Annotated in this window: 19 protein-coding genes and 1 riboswitch; of the genes, 12 read left to right on the top strand and 7 right to left on the bottom strand. The window is 62.7% G+C overall.

The window, feature by feature from the left end; all coding sequences use genetic code 11:
- Positions 1-14 precede the first annotated feature (14 nt).
- Positions 15-317, top strand: coding sequence for a hypothetical protein (locus BUS06_RS05890; protein ID WP_074263423.1), 303 nt, complete (start codon positions 15-17; stop codon positions 315-317).
- Between the two features lie 111 nt (positions 318-428).
- Positions 429-641: a YodC family protein gene (locus BUS06_RS05885; protein WP_074265931.1), complete on the top strand. Its 213-nt coding sequence runs from the start codon at positions 429-431 to the stop codon at positions 639-641.
- A gap of 129 nt (positions 642-770) precedes the next feature.
- On the opposite strand, the gene BUS06_RS05880 is transcribed toward BUS06_RS05885, so the two are convergent.
- Positions 771-1700, bottom strand: a complete 930-nt coding sequence (locus tag BUS06_RS05880; RefSeq protein WP_074263422.1) for a CopD family protein — start codon at positions 1698-1700, stop codon at positions 771-773.
- Between the two features lie 427 nt (positions 1701-2127).
- On the opposite strand from BUS06_RS05880, the gene BUS06_RS05875 reads away from it, so the two are divergent.
- The 4 genes from BUS06_RS05875 to BUS06_RS05860 all read left to right on the top strand — a co-directional run bounded on the left by BUS06_RS05875 (position 2128) and on the right by BUS06_RS05860 (position 6715).
- On the top strand, positions 2128-2859 hold the full coding sequence (locus BUS06_RS05875) for a c-type cytochrome (RefSeq protein WP_074263421.1): 732 nt from the start codon (positions 2128-2130) through the stop codon (positions 2857-2859).
- A 21-nt stretch (positions 2860-2880) separates the two neighbouring features.
- Complete coding sequence (locus BUS06_RS05870) at positions 2881-4179, top strand: c-type cytochrome (protein ID WP_074263420.1); 1299 nt, start codon at positions 2881-2883, stop codon at positions 4177-4179.
- Between the two features lie 122 nt (positions 4180-4301).
- Positions 4302-4922 (top strand): PAQR family membrane homeostasis protein TrhA, encoded by a 621-nt coding sequence (gene trhA, locus BUS06_RS05865; RefSeq protein ID WP_074263419.1) that lies wholly within the window; start codon positions 4302-4304, stop codon positions 4920-4922.
- 182 nt (positions 4923-5104) lie between these two features.
- Positions 5105-6715, top strand: a complete 1611-nt coding sequence (locus tag BUS06_RS05860; RefSeq protein WP_074263418.1) for a DEAD/DEAH box helicase — start codon at positions 5105-5107, stop codon at positions 6713-6715.
- 16 nt (positions 6716-6731) lie between these two features.
- Here BUS06_RS05860 and BUS06_RS05855 read toward each other — a convergent pair whose 3' ends face one another.
- From BUS06_RS05855 to BUS06_RS05840, 4 genes are all read right to left on the bottom strand, one after another.
- Positions 6732-7253: a hypothetical protein gene (locus BUS06_RS05855; protein ID WP_074263417.1), complete on the bottom strand. Its 522-nt coding sequence runs from the start codon at positions 7251-7253 to the stop codon at positions 6732-6734.
- A 160-nt stretch (positions 7254-7413) separates the two neighbouring features.
- The gene (locus BUS06_RS05850) at positions 7414-8241 is read right to left on the bottom strand and encodes a ferritin-like domain-containing protein (RefSeq protein WP_074263416.1); all 828 of its coding nucleotides are present in this window, start codon (positions 8239-8241) and stop codon (positions 7414-7416) included.
- A 340-nt stretch (positions 8242-8581) separates the two neighbouring features.
- A complete protein-coding gene (locus BUS06_RS05845) occupies positions 8582-9946 on the bottom strand; it encodes an MFS transporter (RefSeq protein WP_074263415.1) in 1365 nt (454 codons plus the stop codon).
- Positions 9947-10042: 96 nt separating this feature from the next.
- Complete coding sequence (locus tag BUS06_RS05840; RefSeq protein WP_074263414.1) at positions 10043-11680, bottom strand: gamma-glutamyltransferase family protein; 1638 nt, start codon at positions 11678-11680, stop codon at positions 10043-10045.
- Between the two features lie 293 nt (positions 11681-11973).
- Here BUS06_RS05840 and BUS06_RS05835 point away from each other — a divergent pair, with 293 nt between their 5' ends.
- Both BUS06_RS05835 and BUS06_RS05825 read left to right on the top strand, forming a co-directional pair.
- A complete protein-coding gene (locus BUS06_RS05835) occupies positions 11974-12753 on the top strand; it encodes a DeoR/GlpR family DNA-binding transcription regulator (RefSeq protein WP_074263413.1) in 780 nt (259 codons plus the stop codon).
- Positions 12754-13110: 357 nt separating this feature from the next.
- Entirely contained in the window at positions 13111-13308 is a 198-nt protein-coding gene (locus BUS06_RS05825) for a hypothetical protein (protein ID WP_074263411.1), read from the top strand.
- A gap of 231 nt (positions 13309-13539) precedes the next feature.
- On the opposite strand, the gene BUS06_RS05820 is transcribed toward BUS06_RS05825, so the two are convergent.
- The gene (locus tag BUS06_RS05820; protein ID WP_074263410.1) at positions 13540-13914 is read right to left on the bottom strand and encodes a hypothetical protein; all 375 of its coding nucleotides are present in this window, start codon (positions 13912-13914) and stop codon (positions 13540-13542) included.
- A 183-nt stretch (positions 13915-14097) separates the two neighbouring features.
- Between BUS06_RS05820 and glpD the strand changes: the two genes are divergently transcribed.
- From glpD to BUS06_RS05800, 4 genes are all read left to right on the top strand, one after another.
- Complete coding sequence (gene glpD, locus BUS06_RS05815) at positions 14098-15663, top strand: glycerol-3-phosphate dehydrogenase (RefSeq protein ID WP_074265930.1); 1566 nt, start codon at positions 14098-14100, stop codon at positions 15661-15663.
- Between the two features lie 250 nt (positions 15664-15913).
- Entirely contained in the window at positions 15914-17413 is a 1500-nt protein-coding gene (gene glpK / locus BUS06_RS05810) for a glycerol kinase GlpK (RefSeq protein ID WP_074263409.1), read from the top strand.
- Positions 17414-17483: 70 nt separating this feature from the next.
- Positions 17484-18191, top strand: coding sequence for an MIP/aquaporin family protein (locus tag BUS06_RS05805; RefSeq protein ID WP_074263408.1), 708 nt, complete (start codon positions 17484-17486; stop codon positions 18189-18191).
- 117 nt (positions 18192-18308) lie between these two features.
- Positions 18309-18995 (top strand): HAD family hydrolase, encoded by a 687-nt coding sequence (locus BUS06_RS05800; protein ID WP_074263407.1) that lies wholly within the window; start codon positions 18309-18311, stop codon positions 18993-18995.
- A 107-nt stretch (positions 18996-19102) separates the two neighbouring features.
- Here BUS06_RS05800 and ribB read toward each other — a convergent pair whose 3' ends face one another.
- Positions 19103-19822, bottom strand: a complete 720-nt coding sequence (gene ribB / locus BUS06_RS05795; RefSeq protein ID WP_074263406.1) for a 3,4-dihydroxy-2-butanone-4-phosphate synthase — start codon at positions 19820-19822, stop codon at positions 19103-19105.
- A 143-nt stretch (positions 19823-19965) separates the two neighbouring features.
- Positions 19966-20147: riboswitch (FMN riboswitch) on the bottom strand.
- Positions 20148-20215 lie beyond the last annotated feature (68 nt).

Here is a 20215-nt window from a genome sequence, read left to right as displayed (position 1 = left end):
GCGAGAGGGCAATCATGGGCGAATTTCTTCCTGACTATTTGATCCGCGAACAAGCAGCTGTGGGCGCGCTGGTGGTGTTCGGCGTACTGCGGGTAATCGGTGCGGTCATGGCATTCCAACGCGGCTGGCGCATCTCGACGGTGGAGAAGTGTTTCATCGCTGCAGCGGTCATTTACTGCGCGCCGCAACTGTTCGATTTGCTGACCCAACTCTATGGCTCGCATGCCGCCGGCGCCGAGCTCGAAGGCAAGGCGAGTGGCTGCGCGATCGCGCTGTTCTGCGCGCCGATCCTCGGTCACAAGCTGGGCTACGAATAAGTCGCGCCGATTCAAAAATGAAACGGGCCAAGTCCGCGGACGACTAAGCGCCCGCACCGCCCGAAGCAGCCGACGCGACGAACTGATTGGAAGACCGAAGTGATGAAAGCGATGTTTCTACCAAAACGAACGACGTACCGCGGCGGCGATGTGCTGACGCTCAAATCGGGTGGCCGTCCGATGACCGCCACGTGGGTGGGGCCGGTCGTATTTGCACCGGGCACGTGGCTGATCTGCCAGTGGTTCGACGACGACGGCGAACTGCGTCAGGAGATGTTCCCTGAAACCATGCTGGAGCGAGTGCCGAAAGCGCTCGCCGCTTAACGGGCAGTACCGGGGCAACCGGCTCCTGCCGGGCGACCGCGTGTGTTCACGCCGCACAGGCTTGCTGTGCGGCGTTTTTTTACGTGGCGCCCACCGTGGACGGGTACTTCGCGCCCTCCCAGCGACCGCTCAGCCGAGCGGGACGAAGGCCGGCACGCTGTTCGACAACGCAGCGGCCGCAATGAACACGCCGATCATTGCCAGCGCTTCGAGGTAAAGCACGTTGGTGAAGGTGTGAGCGTCCATCGTCGACGCGGTGCGGCGCAGCCGCGGCAGGGCCAGGAAGCGATTCAGGCCGCCGAGCACGAGCGCCAGAGCAACCAGCGCCAGCTTGAGCGTCAGTACGTGTCCCCATGTGCTGATCTCGATTGCCTCGAACGATCCGCCCGAGACCCGCACGGTATTGAAGATCCCCGTCAGCAGCACGAACGCGACCGCAACCAGCGACACGTTCGAGATCTGCATAGCGGTACGGATCAACATACCGCGCGCGGTCGAAGTGCCCAACGCCGGCAACACCGCGAGGCCAGCCGTCACGACCAGTCCGCCCCATACGCTGGTGGCAAGCACATGCAACGTATGCACGCCGATGGCCGCGGACGCCGGACCGGCATCGGCCGCATGCCCGAGCGACGCCTTGCCGGCGGCGATCGCAATCACCGCGAGCCACAGCAGCGCATTACGCAGCGTGCTCGCGTGCGACGACATCGCGGTCAGCAGCAGCACCAGCGCGCCGATAAACGCAACGCTCCACGCATAGCCGATGTGCGTCTGCGAAAGCACGGTTGGGATGACGCTGAAGGCCTGCGGCAACGCACTGCCGCTCATCGCCGCGGACTGGTACAACAACCAGCCGAGGTCGGCGAGGACCAGCACGACGCACGCCGTCAGCATCGAGCGCTGCGCACGCAACCAGGCCGGCCGCGCCGGCGAAACTTTGACCTGGGCATCCTTCGCAAGCCACGCGCCGAGCAACGCTGAACCGACTGCAAATGCAAACGCGACGTTCATGAGCGCGGCCATGGCGACCTGCCCGATCCACAATCCGTCTACTCTCATTTGGCCGTAAACGCGTCAGTGTCGTGGGTGGGGAGGCCGTCGAGGGCAGGGCGGGAGAAATCGGATAGCTTCATGAAAGGCGAATGGCTTGTGGAAAATACAGAGGGAAGGGTTGCACGCGCCGCAGCAAGACACCGGCGCCCCGGGAGTGTACGCTTCGATGGTCTGCATGCGTGTGGGTTCAACCTGGTTACACGCTCGCGCAGCGAAAGCATCAGTGAAGGACGCGGCAACCGATCCAGAAAAGCAGGTTAGATATAGCCAAACGCACACTATGTCAAACTGTCTTAACAGCTTTTACGAGGAGGAACGGGGCTCGCCCGTGCCAAATAGTCACCATTACCCATCGATGATAGAATGCTGCGTCGCCGCAGCCCCACTGCCCCCAAGCCGAGCCGTCCGAAGCCCGGTCGGGTCCCCGAATCTGATGGAGTTACGCGTGTCTTCAAGACGCATTTTCCGCCCGCTGCTTGCCCTTCTGCTGATCGGCGCTGCAGGCGTCTATAGCGCTGCGAAAGCGCAGACTCAACCGACGACCCCGGACACGATGGAAGCGCGCGTGCAGGCCTGCGCGGCATGCCACGGCACACACGGTCAGGGCACGGACAACGACTACTTCCCACGCCTCGCGGGCAAGCCGGCTGACTATCTGTTCAACCAGCTGCAGAATTTCCGCGAAGGGCGCCGCAAGTATCCGCCCATGAACTACCTCGTCACGTACCTCTCGGACGACTACCTTCATCAGATCGCGACGTACTTCTCGCAGCAACGGCCGCCGTACCCGCCGCCGGGCAAGCCCACGGTGTCGTCGGATACGCTGGCGCGCGGCCAGGACATCGTGCTGCACGGCGACGCATCGCGGCAGATTCCGGCCTGCGCCGCCTGTCATGGCAAGGCGCTGACCGGTATGCAGCCGGCTATCCCGGGTCTGGTCGGTCTGCATGCTGATTACATCAGCGCGCAGCTGGGCGGCTGGCGTTCCGGTTCGCGTCATGCCATTGCGCCTGACTGCATGCACGAGATTGCTACCCGCTTGACCGATGATGACGTGAATGCCGTCGCTTCATGGTTGTCCACGCAGACGGCTCCGCAAAACCCCGTGCCGGCTCCGGCCCGCTCGATGAAGACTCCGCTTGCCTGCGGCAGCGAACCGCAATAAGGCACCGGGAGAGACAATCAAATGAAACGCAAGTCTTTGTTCGCCCTTTCGGCAGTTGTCGTGGCTGCGGCCGCTGCCCTCGTTCCCGTCCTGTGGTCGGGCGGCGACAACCTGCACAACGGCACCGCCATGGCCGCCACACCGGCCGACCAGGCGGAACTGATCAAGAAGGGCGAGTACCTCGCCCGCGCCGGCGACTGTATTGCCTGCCACACGGTGCGCGGCGGCAAGGAATTCGCCGGTGGCCTGCCCATGGCCACGCCGTTCGGCACGATGTTCACGCCGAACATCACGCCTGACGACCAGTACGGCATCGGCAAGTGGAGCCAGGACGACTTCTACCGCGCCATGCACACGGGCCGTTCGAAGGACGGCAGCCTGCTGTACCCGGGCTTCCCGTTCACGAGCTACACGAAGGTGTCGCGCGCCGACTCGGACGCGATCTACGCCTTCCTGCGCTCGGTTCCGCCGGTCAACGTGCCGAGCCGTCCGCACGAACTGAAATTCCCGTTCAACAACCGCAACCTGCTGATTGGCTGGCGCACGCTGTTCTTCCGTGAAGGCGAGTACAAGCCGGATCCGACCAAATCAGTCGAATGGAACCGCGGCGCTTACCTGATCGAAGGCCTCGGCCACTGTGGCATGTGCCACACCTCGATCAACGCCATGGGCGGCCCGGTCAATTCGGCGGCCTTTGCGGGCGGCCTGATTCCGCTGCAGAACTGGTACGCACCGTCGCTGACGTCGAACAAGGAAGCGGGTCTGGGCGACTGGGACATCAAGGACATCCAGGCGCTGCTGAAGAACGGCGTGTCGCAACGCGGCGCGGTGTTCGGCCCGATGGCTGAAGTGGTTCACAACAGCTTGCAATACATGTCGGACGAAGACATCCAGGCGATGTCGACGTATCTGAAGACCATCCCGCAGAAGAGCGAAGCGCCGGAAAACCTGCAGCTGGAAACTTCGGCTCAGTTCGGCACACAACTGCTGCAGCAAGGTCAGAAGGTATATACCGACAACTGCGCGAAGTGCCACGAGGCAAACGGTCTCGGCCAACCGCCGAATTTCCCGCCGCTTGCCAACAACCAGTCGATCCAGATGCCGTCGGCTGTGAACCCGATCCGCATGGTGTTGAACGGCGGCTTCCCGCCGAGCACGGAGGGCAATCCGAAGCCGTATGGCATGCCGCCGTTCGCGCAGTCGCTGTCGAACCAGGAAGTCGCTGCTGTGGTCACCTATATCCGTATGTCGTGGGGTAACCACGGTACGGCGGTGTCGCCGCAACAGGTGTCGGATCTGCGCTCAGCGCCGCTCGACTAGGCGGCGCACGAGACAAGGAGGGCGCGGCTGGCGGGAAACCGCGGCCGCGCCCTTCGTTTTTTAGGACCAGGGTTAGCCAGTACGTGCACAATGGCGTATTGAACCCAGCAGGAGAAGATGTCGTGCATGTCGGTGAGCGTTTCAACAGCATTACCCACCTCGTCGGCGCTGTATTGTCGGTGGCGGGACTGGCTACGCTCGTCACGATGGGCGCGCTGCAGGGCGACGCGTACAAGGTCGTCAGTTTCAGCGTTTATGGCGCCATGCTGCTGGTGCTGTATGCTATCTCCACCCTGTACCACAGCGTGCGCAATCCGCGCTTCAAGGCGGTCCTGCAGAAATGCGATCATTCGGCGATCTACCTGCTGATCGCCGGCAGCTACACGCCGTTCACGCTGGTTACGCTGCGTGGACCGTGGGGCTGGTCCCTGTTCGGGGTGAGCTGGGGCCTTGCGGCCCTCGGTATCGTGCAGGAACTCACGCTCGGGCGACGCACCCGTAGCGTATCGATGGTGCTGTATGTCTTGATGGGATGGCTCGCGCTCGTTGCCATTCGTCCGCTGGTCGAAGCATTACCGGCTGCGGGCACCGCATGGCTCGTGGCCGGCGGGATCATCTACAGCGTCGGCATCTACTTCTTCATCAACGACGAGCGCATCCGGCACGGACATGGTATCTGGCACCTGTTCGTACTGGCGGGCAGTCTGTGTCAATTCGTCAGTGTTGCGCGCTACGTCGCGTGACACCCCACGGCGGCGAAGTGCAACTTAAAGCCAGTCAACGTGTCTTGATAGCGCGTTGAAGCATTCGGCACACGCTGGCGTGTGCCGCCGATTTCCCTGCGACTGGATCTGGGCTTTGGCCTCGAAGCGCGCCTTTTGGCCGCGCATTCGCCGTTCGCGATACTGCATTGCAAAGAGCTTTTATGTCTTTTGATTCCCTCGGCTTGTCCGAACCGCTGGTCCGTGCTGTTCACGAACTCGGCTACACCATTCCTACTCCGATCCAGTTGCAGGCCATCCCGGCCGTGCTCAACGGCGGCGACCTGCTTGCCGGCGCGCAGACCGGCACCGGCAAGACGGCCGGCTTCACGCTGCCGATCCTGCAACGTCTGAACACCATGCCGCCGGTCACCACGGCTGCAGGCAAGCGCGTGATTCGTGCACTGATCCTCACGCCGACGCGTGAGCTCGCCGCGCAGGTCGAAGAAAGCGTGCGTGCGTATGGCAAGTACCTGAAGCTGAAGTCGACGGTGATGTTCGGCGGCGTCGGCATCAATCCGCAGATCGACGCGCTGCGTCGCGGTATCGATATCGTGGTGGCCACGCCTGGACGTCTGCTCGATCATATGCAGCAGAAGACCATCGATCTGTCGCATCTCGAGATCCTCGTCCTCGACGAAGCCGACCGCATGCTCGACATGGGCTTCATCCACGACATCAAGCGTGTGCTCGCCAAGCTGCCGCCGAAGCGCCAGAACCTGCTGTTCTCCGCGACCTTTTCGGACGAGATCAAGACGCTCGCCGACAACCTGCTGAATTCGCCGGCACTGATCGAAGTCGCACGCCGCAACACGACGGCTGAGCTCGTGGCGCAGAAGATTCACCCGGTGGATCGCGACAAGAAGCGCGAGTTGCTCACGCACCTGATCAAGGAACACAACTGGTTTCAGGTGCTGGTGTTCACACGTACCAAGCACGGTGCCAATCGCCTGGCCGAGCAGCTGACCAAGGACGGTATCAGCGCGCTTGCGATTCACGGCAACAAGAGCCAGTCGGCTCGTACCCGCGCGCTTGCCGAGTTCAAGACCAACACGCTGCAGGTGCTGGTGGCGACCGATATCGCCGCACGTGGCATCGACATCGACCAGTTGCCGCACGTGGTCAACTACGATCTGCCGAACGTGCCGGAAGACTATGTGCACCGCATCGGCCGTACGGGCCGGGCTGGGGCATCGGGCGAAGCGGTGTCGCTGGTGTGCGTCGATGAACTGCAACTGCTCAAGGACATCGAGAAGCTGATCAAGCGCGCCGTGCCGCAAGAAGTGATCGCCGGGTTCGAGCCAGATCCGACGGCAAAGCCGGAGCCGATCCTGCGTCGTGGTCAGGGCGGCGGCGGTGGCGGTGGACGTCAACCGCGTCAGGGCCAGGGCGCGCCTCGCGGCGACGGTGCCCGGCGCGATGGCGGGGCGGCCAAGCCGGCGGCGCAACGCTCGGGACAGCGCGCGGCCGGTGGACAGCAACAGGCGAAGCCGCAGGGAGCGAAACCGCAAGCCGCCAAGCCGGCTGGCTCGCCCACGCAACCGCAGGTGCGCAAGGACAACCCGCGCCACGAAACCACGCGTCATCACGGTAAGCCGGCAGCTGCTACGCATGACGGCGCCGGTGCGACACATGCGCCGCGCAGCAAGCCGCAGGCGCAAGCCAAGCCGCAAGGTGGCAATCCTGGCGCATTGCTGGGCGGCGCCAAGCCGCGCGGCAGCGCGCCGCGCAGTGGCTCGCAACCGCCGCGTAACGGCGGCCAGCGCGGGCGTTAAGCCGCTCTGACGCTGTTCAAGGCCCGCGCACCGCGGCAGCCTGCTTCAGGTGCTCGATCTGCTGTTCCCAGCGATCGAGCACCGCCGCTCCCCCCTCTTCCAGTTCGAACGTAATGCCGCCCGTCAGGCGTGCATACGGCACCCGTTGCGTTTCGCCGGTATCGATCGAGCCGATGAAGTACGCGAGGCCGCTCGCATCGCCGGCCACCGGCTGCAATGCCTCGAACCGCAACTGCACCTGATAAAACACCGCCTCGCAGACAAACGTCAGCGCCGCGCGGCCGCCGTGCGCCAGCACGCCCGCGGCCCGCGATTGCGGCCATAACGCGAGGCACAAGGTACGGGCGTCGGGTGCGTACAGCTCGCCCACCCCCAGCAGTGAGGTCCGTACGTGGCCGTTCGTATTGGTGGTCAACAACGACGCTGTAAAACCAATCTTGCCCGCGAGCGAAGTGCCATCGAACAACGCCCGCACCGCCGCCGGCCATTCGTCGAACGCGGTTTGTTCGAGTGGGTGTCTGGATACAGAATCGGTCATCGCCGGACTCCGGTTGATCATTCGTCGTGAATCGAAATGGCCGCCCTGCAAAGACGAATGGCCCGCGCAGGCGGGCCATTTCGTTCTACTCTCGTTTATTACTTCAGATGGTTACGCAGGCCTCGACGAGCGAGCCGCGCCACCTTCCCAGCCTCGATCCTCAACGGAAGAATACATGCTGGGTGATCTTCGCGAGCGGATAGTGAACGCCGGGTTGAATCCGCGCGGGCAGATCGAGCGGCTTCAGCAGCATCTTCACGCACATGTCGGCCGACAGATTGCGGCGCACCAGCGCATTGATGCGTGCCGCACGTTCGCGGTTATAGCCCGAATCGTTCACGCGCTCCGGATAGCGGACCGCAAACACGTGGCGTAGCGCGATCTCCGAGTCTTCGTTCTTGATCTCCAGCACACGGCGCATCAGCGCACCGAGCACAGCGAGACGACCGTTGCCTTCAATCTTGTTGTACTTCTTGAAAAACTTGAAGAAGTGCTTGTAGTGACGGACTTCGTCAGTACGAATAAGGTCGGTGATCTCCTTGAGCACTGGTTCATCCGAGCATTCGCCAATCGCGCGATACAGCGTCGCCGTACCGGTTTCAACCACGCAGCGTGCAACCATTTCGAGCGCGCGCGTCTTCTCGAAGTCTTCGACGGAACAGGTTTTCGAGTACTCCTCGAAGAAATTGCGGAAGGCCGTGTCCCAGTCGAATTCCGGCCACACGTATGCGATATAGGTCTTCAGTGCGCGGCCGTGCTGCATTTCTTCCGGCTCCCACTCGTTATTGAGCCACGCCGACACTTCAGGGTCGCCGTTGAAGAAGGTACTCAGGTTACTTGTATAGAGATCTGTACCACTTTCGATAAACGAAGACGCGCACAACAGAAGCAGCAGATCTTCGTTGGCCACGGCCCGCTGCCGGTCAATCCGGCTGAGGTCGATGTCCTCAATCCGCCAAGGCATCACGTGGTTAAGCTCGGTGTGCATTTGTTCCTTACTCCGAAAGCTGTATCGACTTCGGGAGCGTGCCTGGAAGCACTCGCGTTTGCCAGGCCGCTCTCGTTCCGATACAGCGCCTTGAATTAGAGTTAACCCCTTATGTCTTGCATCTTAGCTGGTGTTCCGCAACTCTGCAGACAACACAGCACAGACCATGCCCATGTCCAGCAGTTCCGGAGGCACGATAGGCGAATTGTTCCAAAGCAAAACAAGGCGGGCGCAGCGCACAAAAAAGGCAGCCCACTGGGGGCTGCCTGAGCTTGAATCAACGGTCGGCAAGCGAGGGTGGCAATGCCTCAGAGCACGCGGAGGCGCCGCCCGGCAGGCCTTAGGAGGGATACAGCAGGGCTTTGTCGCGCCCGGCATGGCGCCTGCGCCACGCGACGATCACCAGCGACAACCCGGAAAGCAGCGCCGCAATCAGCACGTAATAACTTGGCGCGAGCTTGTCGCCGGTCAAATGAATGAAGGTTTCGACGATCGTCGGTGAGAAGCCGCCGAAGACGGTCACGCCGATGCTGTAAGCGATCGAAAGGCCGGTCGAGCGCACATGGGTTGGGAAGATCTCGGACATCAGAGCCGGCATCGGACCGGAGTAAGCCGCCTTGAGGATGCCGGATGTGCCCTGCAGCAGCAACAGCCAGCCGACCGTGGGGTAGCTCTGAAGCAGTGCGAACATTGGATAGATCAGCAGGCCCATCAGGATCGATGTGCCCAGCATGATGCGGATCCGGCCGATGCGATCGGACCACGCGCCCATCACCGGCGAAAGGATCAGCTGCAGCCCGCCATTGAGCACCACAGCGCCGAACGATACAGCCGCCGGCATGTGCAACTGTTTCACGGCGTACATGGGCATGTAGAGTTGCAGCACGTACACGCCTACCGTCGATTGAGCGACGATGCCGATCGCGAGAAGCAGGTTCACCCATTGGCTGCCGAACGACGCGGTTGGGTCAACTGCTGCCGCAGCGGCCGTATCGCGCTGCCGGCGCATCGCCAGAAACTCGGGCGTCTCATCCAGATGCGAGCGGATGTAATAGCCAATCGGCCCAATTAGCACACCGAACAGGAACGGAATACGCCAACCCCAGTTGCCCAGATGCTCGGGCGACATCCACGCGGTAAGCATCGAGCCGAACGCGGCCGCGAGAATCGCCGCAAGCCCCTGACTCGCGAACTGCCAGCTCGCGTAGTAGCCGCGCTTCGTGGGGCTATGCTCAACCATGAAGGCCGTAGCGCTGCCGAACTCGCCGCCCACGGCAAAACCTTGCACGAGCCGAGCGACCAGGATCAATACCGGCGCCGCAAGCCCGATCATGGCGTACGGCGGCATCACGGCCATCGTCAGGGTGCCGACCATCATCAGCGTAATGGCCAGCGTCAGCGCCGCCTTGCGGCCTTTGCGGTCCCCGTAGATGCCGAGCACCACCGCGCCGATCGGGCGCATCAAAAAAGAGATGCCGAACGTGGCGATGGCGAGCAGCGTCGACAGCCACTCGTCGTGCATTGGAAAGAACTGCTTCGCGATGATGCCGGCGAAGTAGCCATAGACCGAAAAGTCAAACCATTCGAGCGCATTGCCGACCGACGACGAAAAGATAATGCGCCTGATCATCCCTTTCGACATCGGCGGGGCAGCGGAGTCCGGGGAAACCGCCGCGGCGGCAACGGGCGAAGCGATATCGTTCATGATCGGCTCTACAGGAAGCGCGAGGCCGCCCAGGCTGGATCGTTACCCAAGGCACCTCGCGTGCAACGACACGCTTGAAGACTGACGAAGCTACGCTCAGAAGCCGGCTGCGAGGCCGTCGCGACGGCTGTCGCTCGCCGCCACATAGCCGCGGTCCGGATCGTTGCGATCGAGTTTCCAGATGTACTGGCCGGAGCCGAAGTCCATGTACGGATCATCGACCGACTTGATCGTATGGCCGAGGTTTTCGAGTGCGCGCGCGGTGTTCGCGTCGAGCGTCGCTTCGATGTCGATGGTGAAGTCGCGGTTCACCTTCCAGCGCGGCGCATCGCAAGCAGCCTGCGGTTGCTGGCCGTAGTCGAGCATCCGTACGATGGATTGCAGATGGCCCTGCGGCTGCATATCGCCGCCCATCACGCCGAAGCTCATCACCGCTTCCTGCTTGCCGTCGACCTGTTGCGTGAGGAAGGCCGGGATGATCGTATGGAACGGCCGCTTGCCGCCTTCGACGACGTTCGGCGACTTCGGATCCATCGAGAAACCGCAGCCGCGGTTCTGCATCGAAATGCCGCTATCCGGCACGACGATGCCCGAGCCGAAGCCCATGTAGTTCGACTGGATGAAGCTCACCATCATGCCGTTCTCGTCAGCGGCGGACATGTAGATCGTGCCGCCCGCTTTCGGCATGCCGAAGTCGAACTGCGTGGCGCGCTTCGGATCGATCAGCCTGGCCCGCTCGGTGAGATACGCGTCGTCGAGCATCTGCTCGGGCGTCACGTCCATGGAACGCGGGTCCGCAACATAGCGGTAGACGTCCGCAAACGCCAGCTTCATTGCTTCGATCTGCAGGTGCTGCGATTCGACGTTGTCGAGCGCGAGCGAAGCCACATCGAACTTCTCGAGGATGCCGAGCGCGATCAGCGCAGCGATGCCCTGGCCGTTCGGCGGAATCTCATGCACCGTGTAGCCGCGATAGTCCTTGCCGATCGGCTCGACCCAATCCGCGCGGTAATTGCGCAGGTCGTTCGCGGTCATGGCGCCGCCGCACTCGCGCGAGAACGCGGCGATCCGCTCGGCGATTTCGCCTTCGTAGTAGGCGCGCGGACCCTGTTCGGCCAGCTTGCGCAACGTCTTCGCATGGCCGGGGAAGCGCACCAGCTCGCTCACTTCCGGCGCCCGGCCGCGCGGCATGAAGGTCTGCGCAAAGCCCGGCAGATCCTTCAGCTCCGGGATAGCCGCGGCCCACTTGTAGGCCACGATGCTCGCCACCGCATGGCCGCGCTCGGCGATCTCGATGGCGGGTTCCATCAGATCGGCGAACGGCAGCGTACCGAATTTCTCGTGCAAGGCTTCCCAGCCGGCAATCACCCCCGGGACCGTCACCGCATCCCAGCCGCGCTTGGGTTGCTTCGCGAGACCGTTTTCTTCACCGTACTTGCGCTTGAAGTAGTCCACGTTCCACGCCGCCGGCGACACGCCCGACGCGTTCAGCCCGTGCAGCTTCGCGCCATCCCACACCAGCGCGAACGCGTCGCTGCCCAGGCCGCAGGAGACGGGCTCCACGACCGTGATGGCCGCCGCAGCCGCGATCGCCGCGTCGACGGCATTGCCGCCCTTCCACAACATGCGCAGTCCGGCTTGGGCTGCGAGCGGATGCGAAGTCGAAACGATGTTGCGCGCGAATACGGGCAGACGCGGCGTCGGATAGGGGTTTTGCCAGTTGAAGCGGGTCATGTAGGAGACTCTCGGAAAGCGCGGCCCAGCGCAGAAGATCCGCCGGAACCACTAGAAACGCGTCACAAAGGAATCGACGATTGCAGCGCGAACCGGCTGAAAAAACAAATTCATTTATCAAATGAATAAATGCAGAAATATGCTGAATATGTCGGCCGCGATCTTATGCATGTTGCGTAGGTTGGCGGACAACCCGGCACTTGGTCTTACAATAGCTCACCGTTTCCACCATTGCTCGCTCCAGGCGCTGGCTGCCTCACCCGGCGCCAACGCCAACACTTGACCCGAGACACATGACCCGAGACCCCCGCCTGACCCTCAACGCACGTCAACAGGAACTGCTCGAGTGGGTGCAACGCGACGGCTTCGTGACCGTGGATGACCTGGCTGCCCATTTCGACGTCACTCCGCAAACTATCCGGCGCGACGTGAACTGGCTGGCCGATATGAACCTGCTGCGTCGCTACCACGGCGGTGCGAGCCTGCCGACCAGTTCCGAAAACGTCTCGTACACCGCGAGGCAACGGATGTTCCACGACGAGAAGCGGCGCATCGCAGCGCTCGTCGCCACGCATATTCCCGATCAGGCATCCCTCTTTATCAACCTCGGCACGACCACGGAAGAGGTGGCGCGGGCGCTGAACCGCCATCGCGGGCTGCGCGTGATCACCAACAACCTCAACGTTGCCAGCATGATGAGCGGCTATCCGGAATCCGAGGTGCTGGTGACCGGCGGCATTGTGCGACCTTGGGACAAGGGGATCGTCGGCGAACTGGCGATCGACTTCATTCGCCAGTTCAAGGTAGATTTCGCGATCATCGGCACCTCGAGCATTGAAAGCGACGGCACGCTGCGCGATTTCGATACGCGTGAAGTGCGGGTGGCCGAGGCGATCATCGAGCACGCGCGCACGGTGTTTCTCGCCTCCGACCACTCCAAGTTCGGCCGCCCGGCGCTGGTCCGCCAGGGTCATCTGAACCAGATCGACGCGCTCTTCACCGACAAGGCGCCGCCGGCCGACATGACGGAGACGCTGGCCAACGCGGGCACTCAGGTCTATATCGCGGAGTGACGCGCTGAGGACGGCAATCCTCCGAACGCCGTATGACCGAATCCGCCAGGCGCGCGACGCCATGGCGTTTTGCTGCAGCGCACGCAAAACCTCGCGTGAAATCAAGGATTTGCCCGCCGATCCAGACCGCTTCTTCGGTCTCGAATTGTCAAATGGAAAATTTTCAGGGGACGATTTGGCGTTCAGCGTGCGGTTGACTACACTCCAGTTCCCCGACGCTATTTTCGTGCCGCGTCGGCGGTGAAACGCTGTTACTCCCGCCCGATCCTGTAGCGGATCGCGCTGCGCCCCGCCGCCCCGGCCGGCCAGCCAGTCGCCTCAAAGGCAGTCCGCATTACGCTTGACATGGAGAGAACGATGCTGAGTCCGCATGAATTCGCCACGTTGTTGCTCGTCAAGGATGCTCCCCACCAGGTTGACATGGATCGGGAGGAGCTGGATGCGCTGTTCGAACGACAGCTCGTGCAACTCGAGAAGCTCGCCTCCGGCCTCAAGCAATGGCGCGTCACCGACATCGGCGACACGGCAATCCGGGTCATCAAGCGTCTGTCCTAATGCCCCACCATGGCCATGCGCCGAGTTGCCCCGGCGCGTGATCTCCCAGCAAGGTGAATCCGACGGATATCGTCTGATGTTCGAATTCGAGCATTCGAATCATCATGCGCGTCTCACCACCTCGCCTCATACGGCTGCGAAGTGACCACTCACAGTGCGTGTCCCACCTTGGAGATAGAGGCTGAGGCGCGTCTGATTGAGTGCCTCCAAGCTTAGCCGCACAAACTCCTTTCAACCGCTGCGCAGCGTCGGGTCGACCGCTGCACGCCAGCTAACCGCCTTTGCGCGCTGGTCCAGAAAGAATGCCACCCACTGATTGCGCGCTTGCGGGTCGCTGCTCGAGCCGAGCGTCGTGTAGTTCTGCGCGATCGCGGTCTGGAACGAGCAGTAATCCGCCGTCGACACTTTGCCGCGCCGATTAGCAACATACGCATCATAGAAAGTCGTATAAACCGACTGCGCGTCGTTGCCGTAGTTGACCGGCGCCGCACTGCACATCTGCTGCAGCGCCGCGAACGACGGCGCGCCCATGCTGCCACTCAGGCTCGGCGTACCCACACATCCGGCCAGCAACGCCGCCGCTCCCGCTACCCAAAGTCTCCGCATGTCTCACCTCGATATGGCTATTGCTATGGCTATGAGTATCGTCGGTGCCGCCGCGTTACGCTACTACCCAGGAAACCGGATCACGAAACTCGAACTTTACTTTTTCGATTTTGTTCATTAAAGTTCGAAAACGAACACTATCGGTTCGATAGCATTTCATCCATGACGCAGGGGACACAGCAGGTGACGCAAGGCTCTAGATACGATTTGCTCGTGGTGGGCGGCGGGATCAACGGCGCCGGCATCGCACGCGACGCCGCGGGGCGCGGCCTGTCTGTCTTGCTCTGCGAACAGGACGACCTGGCGGCGCATACGTCGTCGGCGAGTACCAAACTGATCCATGGCGGTCTGCGCTATCTCGAGTACCGCGAATTCGGCCTCGTGCGCAAGGCGCTGCAGGAACGCGAGACCCTGCTGCGCGCCGCCCCGCACATCATGTGGCCGCTGCGCTTCGTGATGCCGCACATGCCGAACCTGCGGCCTGCATGGATGATCCGCGCGGGCCTGTTCCTTTACGATCATCTCGCCCGGCGCGAACTGCTGCCGCCCTCGCGCGGCATCGACATGCGCCGCCATCCGGCCGGCGCACCTCTGATCGAATCGATCAAGCGCGGTTTCGTGTACTCGGACGGCTGGGTCAACGACGCGCGCCTCGTCGTGCTGAATGCGCTCGACGCGCAGGAACATGGCGCCGCCATCCTCACGCGCACCAAGCTGATCAGTGCCGTGCGCGCGGGCGGCGAATGGCACGCGCAACTGCGTCGCGACGACGGCACGCAACTGGACGTGCGCGCCTGTGCAATTGCAAATGCCGCCGGCCCGTGGGTAGGCGAACTGCTGCACGGCGCGCTCGGCCGCGAAGCGAACCATAGCGTGCGCCTCGTCAAGGGCAGCCACATCGTCACGCCGCGCCTGTTCGAACACGATCACGCGTACATCTTCCAGAACCCGGACAAGCGGATCATCTTCGCGATTCCGTACGAGCACGACTACACGCTGATCGGCACCACGGACATCGAATACCACGACGACCCGGCGAAGGTAGCGATCAACGCCGACGAGACGCAGTACCTTTGCGATTCGATCAACCGCTATTTCAAACAGCAGATTTCGCCGAAGGACGTGCGCTGGACCTACTCGGGCGTGCGTCCGCTGCTCGAGGAAGAAGGTGCGGACAATCCGTCCGCCGTCACGCGCGACTACCGGCTCGAACTCGATGCACCCGCAGGTGAAGCGCCGTTGCTGTCGGTGTTCGGCGGAAAGATCACGACGTTCCGCAAGCTCGCGGAAGAAGCCGTCGACGAACTCGGTCGCGCGCTGCGGAATCCGGCTCCGGCCTGGACGGCCGGCGCAGCGCTGCCGGGCGGCGATATCCCGCAAGCGAATTTCGAGCGCTTCGTCACGCAGTTCAAGCAGCAGAACGCCTGGCTGCCCGCCGACCTCGCGTACCGCTACGGCCGCGCATACGGCACGCGCGCGAGGCACGTGATCGGTCAGGCACGCTCGCTTGAAGACCTCGGCCGCGCCTTCGCTCCAGGTCTGTTCGAAGCCGAGCTGCGCTATCTGCGCGACGTCGAATGGGCTCGCAGCGCGCAAGACGTGTTGTGGCGCCGCTCGAAGCTCGGCCTGCATGTCGAGCCGGGCACACTGGAAAGCGTCACAAAGGACATCGACGGCTGGTTTGCCAGCGCTCCCGCGCCGCTCGAGCGCGCGGCACTCGGGCAAGCTCCGGCGAGTCAGCACGCATAGACACGGACAGGCATGGTCAAGCGCGTCAGCACGCACCAGAACCAGTAAGCACAACCAGGCACCGACAAGCCCATCACGCCCAACGCAGGCGTGATCAGTACAAGCCACCCATAACACCGTATTCCGGCATGCGGATCGAGATCGGCACACCGGAGTGCACGAAGCCACGGCAGTTGCAGCAGCCCAGAACAACAAGCCGTTCCCATCGCCGGATCACCGTTCCGGCGACTCATAACATGGAGAAGAGACAATGCAGGATCAGTACATACTTGCGCTCGACCAGGGCACAACCAGCTCGCGCGCGATGCTTTTCGACCATCAGGGCAACGTCGTCTCGACGGCTCAGAAGGAATTCCAGCAGATCTATCCGCGTCCGGGCTGGGTCGAACATGACCCGCAGGAAATCTGGTCGACCCAGGCAGGCGTTGCGGCCGAGGCTGTCACGCGTGCGGGGATGAATGGCACGTCGATCGCCGCTATCGGCATCACCAACCAGCGCGAGACGACGATTGTCTGGGACCGCGAAACCGGCCATCCGATCTACAACGCGATCGTCTGGCAAGACCGCCGCACCGCCGACTTCTGCGACGAACTGAAAGCGCAGGGGCTCGAAGAGAAAGTCCGTGCGAAGACTGGTCTGCCGATCGACTCGTATTTCTCGGCGACGAAAATCCGCTGGATTCTCGACAACGTCGAAGGTGCTCGCGAAAAAGCCAAGCAAGGGCGTCTCGCATTCGGCACCGTCGACAGTTGGCTGGTGTGGAATTTCACCAAGCACGGCCTGCACGTCACCGACGTCACTAACGCATCGCGCACGATGCTCTTCAACATCCACACGCTGCAATGGGACGACGAGCTGCTTCAGGCGCTCGATATTCCGCGCAGCATGCTGCCGGAAGTGCGTGCGTCATCGGAAGTGTACGGTCCGACCAAGACCACGGTGTTCGCCTCGAAGATCCCGCTCGCCGGCATTGCGGGCGACCAGCACGCCGCGCTGTTCGGCCAGATGTGCACGCGCTCGGGCATGGTGAAAAACACCTACGGCACAGGCTGCTTCCTCGTGATGAACACCGGCGACAAGCCGATCGAATCGAAGAACAACCTGGTCACGACGATTGCCTGGCAGATCGGCGATCAGGTCAACTACGCGCTCGAAGGCAGCATCTTTATTGCGGGCGCGGTGGTGCAGTGGCTGCGTGACGGGCTCGGCATCATCAGGAGTGCCGCAGACATCGAAACGCTCGCCCGCACGGTGCCGCATGGCGACGGTGTGTATCTCGTACCGGCCTTCGCGGGCCTCGGCGCTCCGCACTGGAACGCACGCGCACGCGGCACGCTGTTCGGCGTGACGCGCGGCACGACCTCGGCGCATATCGCGCGCGCTGCGCTCGATTCGATCGCCTATCAATCGCTCGACGTGCTGAAGGCGATGGAAGCCGATTCGGGCATCCGCATCGACGAACTGCGCGTCGACGGCGGCGCCTGCGCGAACAATCTGCTGATGCAGTTCCAGGCAGACATTCTCGGCGTCGACACCGTACGCCCGAAGGTCAGCGAGACCACGGCGCTGGGTGCGGCGTATCTGGCGGGTCTCGCGGTTGGCTACTGGAAGGACGTGAACGAGCTGCAAAGCCAGTGGGCACTGGATCGCCGCTTCACGCCGGATATGGAGCCGCGCGAGGTCACGGACAATCTGGCCGGCTGGCAACGCGCGGTCCGCGCCGCCAAAGCCTGGGCCGATACGCCTTGATTCACTAGCGCTACGAGGCCGTATCCGAGGCGGCCTCGGCAACTAACAAATATATTATGGAGAACATATCATGTCACCTTACATTGCCGAATTTATCGGCACAGCGATGCTCGTCCTGCTTGGCAACGGGGCGGTCGCGAACGTGTTGCTGGCACGCACCAAGGGCAAGGGCGCGGACCTGATCGTCATCGTTATGGGCTGGGCGATGGCGGTCTTCATCGCCGTCTTCATGACAGCATCGTTCAGCGGCGCCCACCTGAATCCGGTCGTGACGATCAGCCTCGCGCTGGCCGGCAAGTTCGCCTGGAGCAAGGTAGCCGGTTATATCGCCGCACAGATGCTGGGCGGGATGGCAGGTGCGGGACTCGTGTGGATGGCCTACCGGCAGCACTTCGAAAAGGAAGAGGATGCCGACATCAAGCTGGGTGTGTTCTGCACGGCGCCGGCTATCCGCAGCGCCCCGCATAACTTCCTGACCGAAATGATCTGCACGTTTGTGCTGATTCTTGGCGTGCTGTACCTGGCGTCGCCGCAAGTGGGCCTCGGTGCGCTGGATGCGTTGCCGGTCGGCCTGCTGGTTCTCGGTATCGGCATTTCGCTCGGCGGCCCGACAGGGTATGCGATGAGCCCGGCGCGCGATCTGTCGCCGCGTCTGATGCACGCATTGCTGCCGATCCCTAACAAGCGCGATAGCGACTGGCGCTATGCATGGGTGCCAGTGCTAGGCCCGCTCGCGGGCGGTGCGGCTGCCGCCTGGATCTACCTGCACGTGCATTGATCTCCGTACCGGACAGAAGCGGCCGGGGCGCGCAGACGGCGCCAAAGCACGTATCATGATGCTTTCGGTTTGCGCACGGCCCGAAACGTCCACGCGCCCCTCGCTCCCTGTTCCGGCATGCTCGATCATCTTATTTGCGATTGCGACGGCGTTCTCGTCGACAGCGAAGTTATCGCTGACCACGTCATCCTCGAAACGCTGTCCGCCACTTTCCCCGGCCTCGACTTCGCCAGCGTCATGCAAACGGCGTTCGGCCAGCAGACCTCGCGCTTTCTCCAAGGCATCGAGGCGTCGTTCGGCATCACCATGCCGAACGATTTTCTCGAGACGATCGACCATAACGTCGAGCTGGCGTTGAGTTCAAAGCTCACTGCCGTGGGCGGCGTGCGCGATGCGCTACAACGCGTGACGCTGCCGGCGGCGGTCGTATCGAATAGCCGCATGAAGCGGGTGCAGGCTTCGGTGAAGCGCGCCGGGTTGCAGCAGGTGTTCGGCGAGCGTGTTTTCAGCGCCGAACAGGTGGCGAGACCCAAGCCCTACCCCGATGTGTATCTGTTCGCGGCGCAGCAGTTGGGCGTGGAGCCGGCGAGGTGCCTGGTGGTCGAAGACAGCGTCGCCGGGTTGAATGCGGCGCGCGCAGCGGGCATGAAAACGATCGCCTTCGTCGGCGCGAGTCATATTCCCGATGGCTATGCCGATGCGCTACGCAAGATGGGCATCACGCGCATCATGGAGCATATGGATGAACTGCCAGCGCTCGTTGAAGCAGGCGTGCGCGGCGAGTTTGGGGACGTGCAGTCGTAAGAGCAATGCGGGTAGTGAAGCGGACGGCTGATCAACTATCTGTGCCGGACCCGCGCTCAACACACGCACGCCCGGCACGTCCCGCTCATCCTTCAATTACGCCGAACTCACACCTCGTCCGCGCAGCACTCACGCGCCGCAGCCAGCGCTTCACGGAATTCCACCAGTTCGGCAATCGTCAGCAACGGCAGATTGTGTTGCGCCGCGAAGCGCTCCACCTCCGCGCCGCGCGTCATCGTGCCGTCGGCGTTCATCAATTCGCATAGCACGCCGGCGGGCTTGAGGCCGGCGAGAATCGCCAGATCCACCGTGCCTTCCGTATGACCGCGCCGCGCGAGCACGCCGCCGGGCGTCGCGCGCAGCGGAAACACATGGCCGGGGCGGACAATGTCGGCCGGCTTCGCCGTATCGGCAATCGCCGCACGAATCGTCGTGACGCGATCGGCGGCGGAGACGCCCGTCGTCACGCCTTCACGCGCTTCGATCGAGACCGTAAACGCAGTGCCGTGACGGCTCTCGTTGTTCACAGCCATGGGCGGCAGCTCAAGTGCACGGATCTTGTCATCGGGCAGGCACAGGCACACGATCCCGCTGCACTCGCGGATCAGCAGCGCCATCGTTTCGTTGGTAAGACGCTCGGCAGAGACGATCAGGTCGGCTTCGTTCTCGCGGTCGTGGTCATCCTGCAGGACAACGGCGCGGCCATCGCGCATGGCTTGCAACGCAGCGGCGATGCGCGGCGGAACCGGTTCGGCGGCAAGCAGGGGGAGATCGGCGAACGCATCTTCCGCGAACGTCGAAGGGGCAGGAAAAGTAGTCAAGGACATTTGAAACGCTCTCGCAAAAGTTGGGCGAAAAACGTTTCAGGGCATTGCAAACAGGCAGCACTCGCCCCGCCGGACGTTCGCACAGAACGCCCACACCCTGCCCAGACCATCGGGCAGCGCAACGGGAACTGACATGACTATCTGCACATCTTCTTCCATCCGGACTGTGACCGTCGGCTCTGGCATCGCACCAGATCTGCTGACCCCGCTGTACCTGTCGATTCTCCCGAAAGGTCACTAGCGGGCGCTCGCGGGCTCGCTGGAAGCGCGATTGCGCTGCCTGCATACCGCCGGTGGGGAATTTCACCCCGCCCTGAAGACGCACTGATTGCCGGAAAATCCGGCAGGTGAAGCATACAACAGCCGCACGCGATCTGCAGCGCAGCGGCTATG

Origin of the sequence: Paraburkholderia phenazinium, assembly GCF_900141745.1 — a bacterium.
In the GTDB taxonomy this organism is placed as follows: domain Bacteria; phylum Pseudomonadota; class Gammaproteobacteria; order Burkholderiales; family Burkholderiaceae; genus Paraburkholderia; species Paraburkholderia phenazinium_B.
The sequence above is the reverse complement of the archived record's forward strand: the minus strand, read 5'-3'. Positions and strand labels throughout refer to the sequence as shown.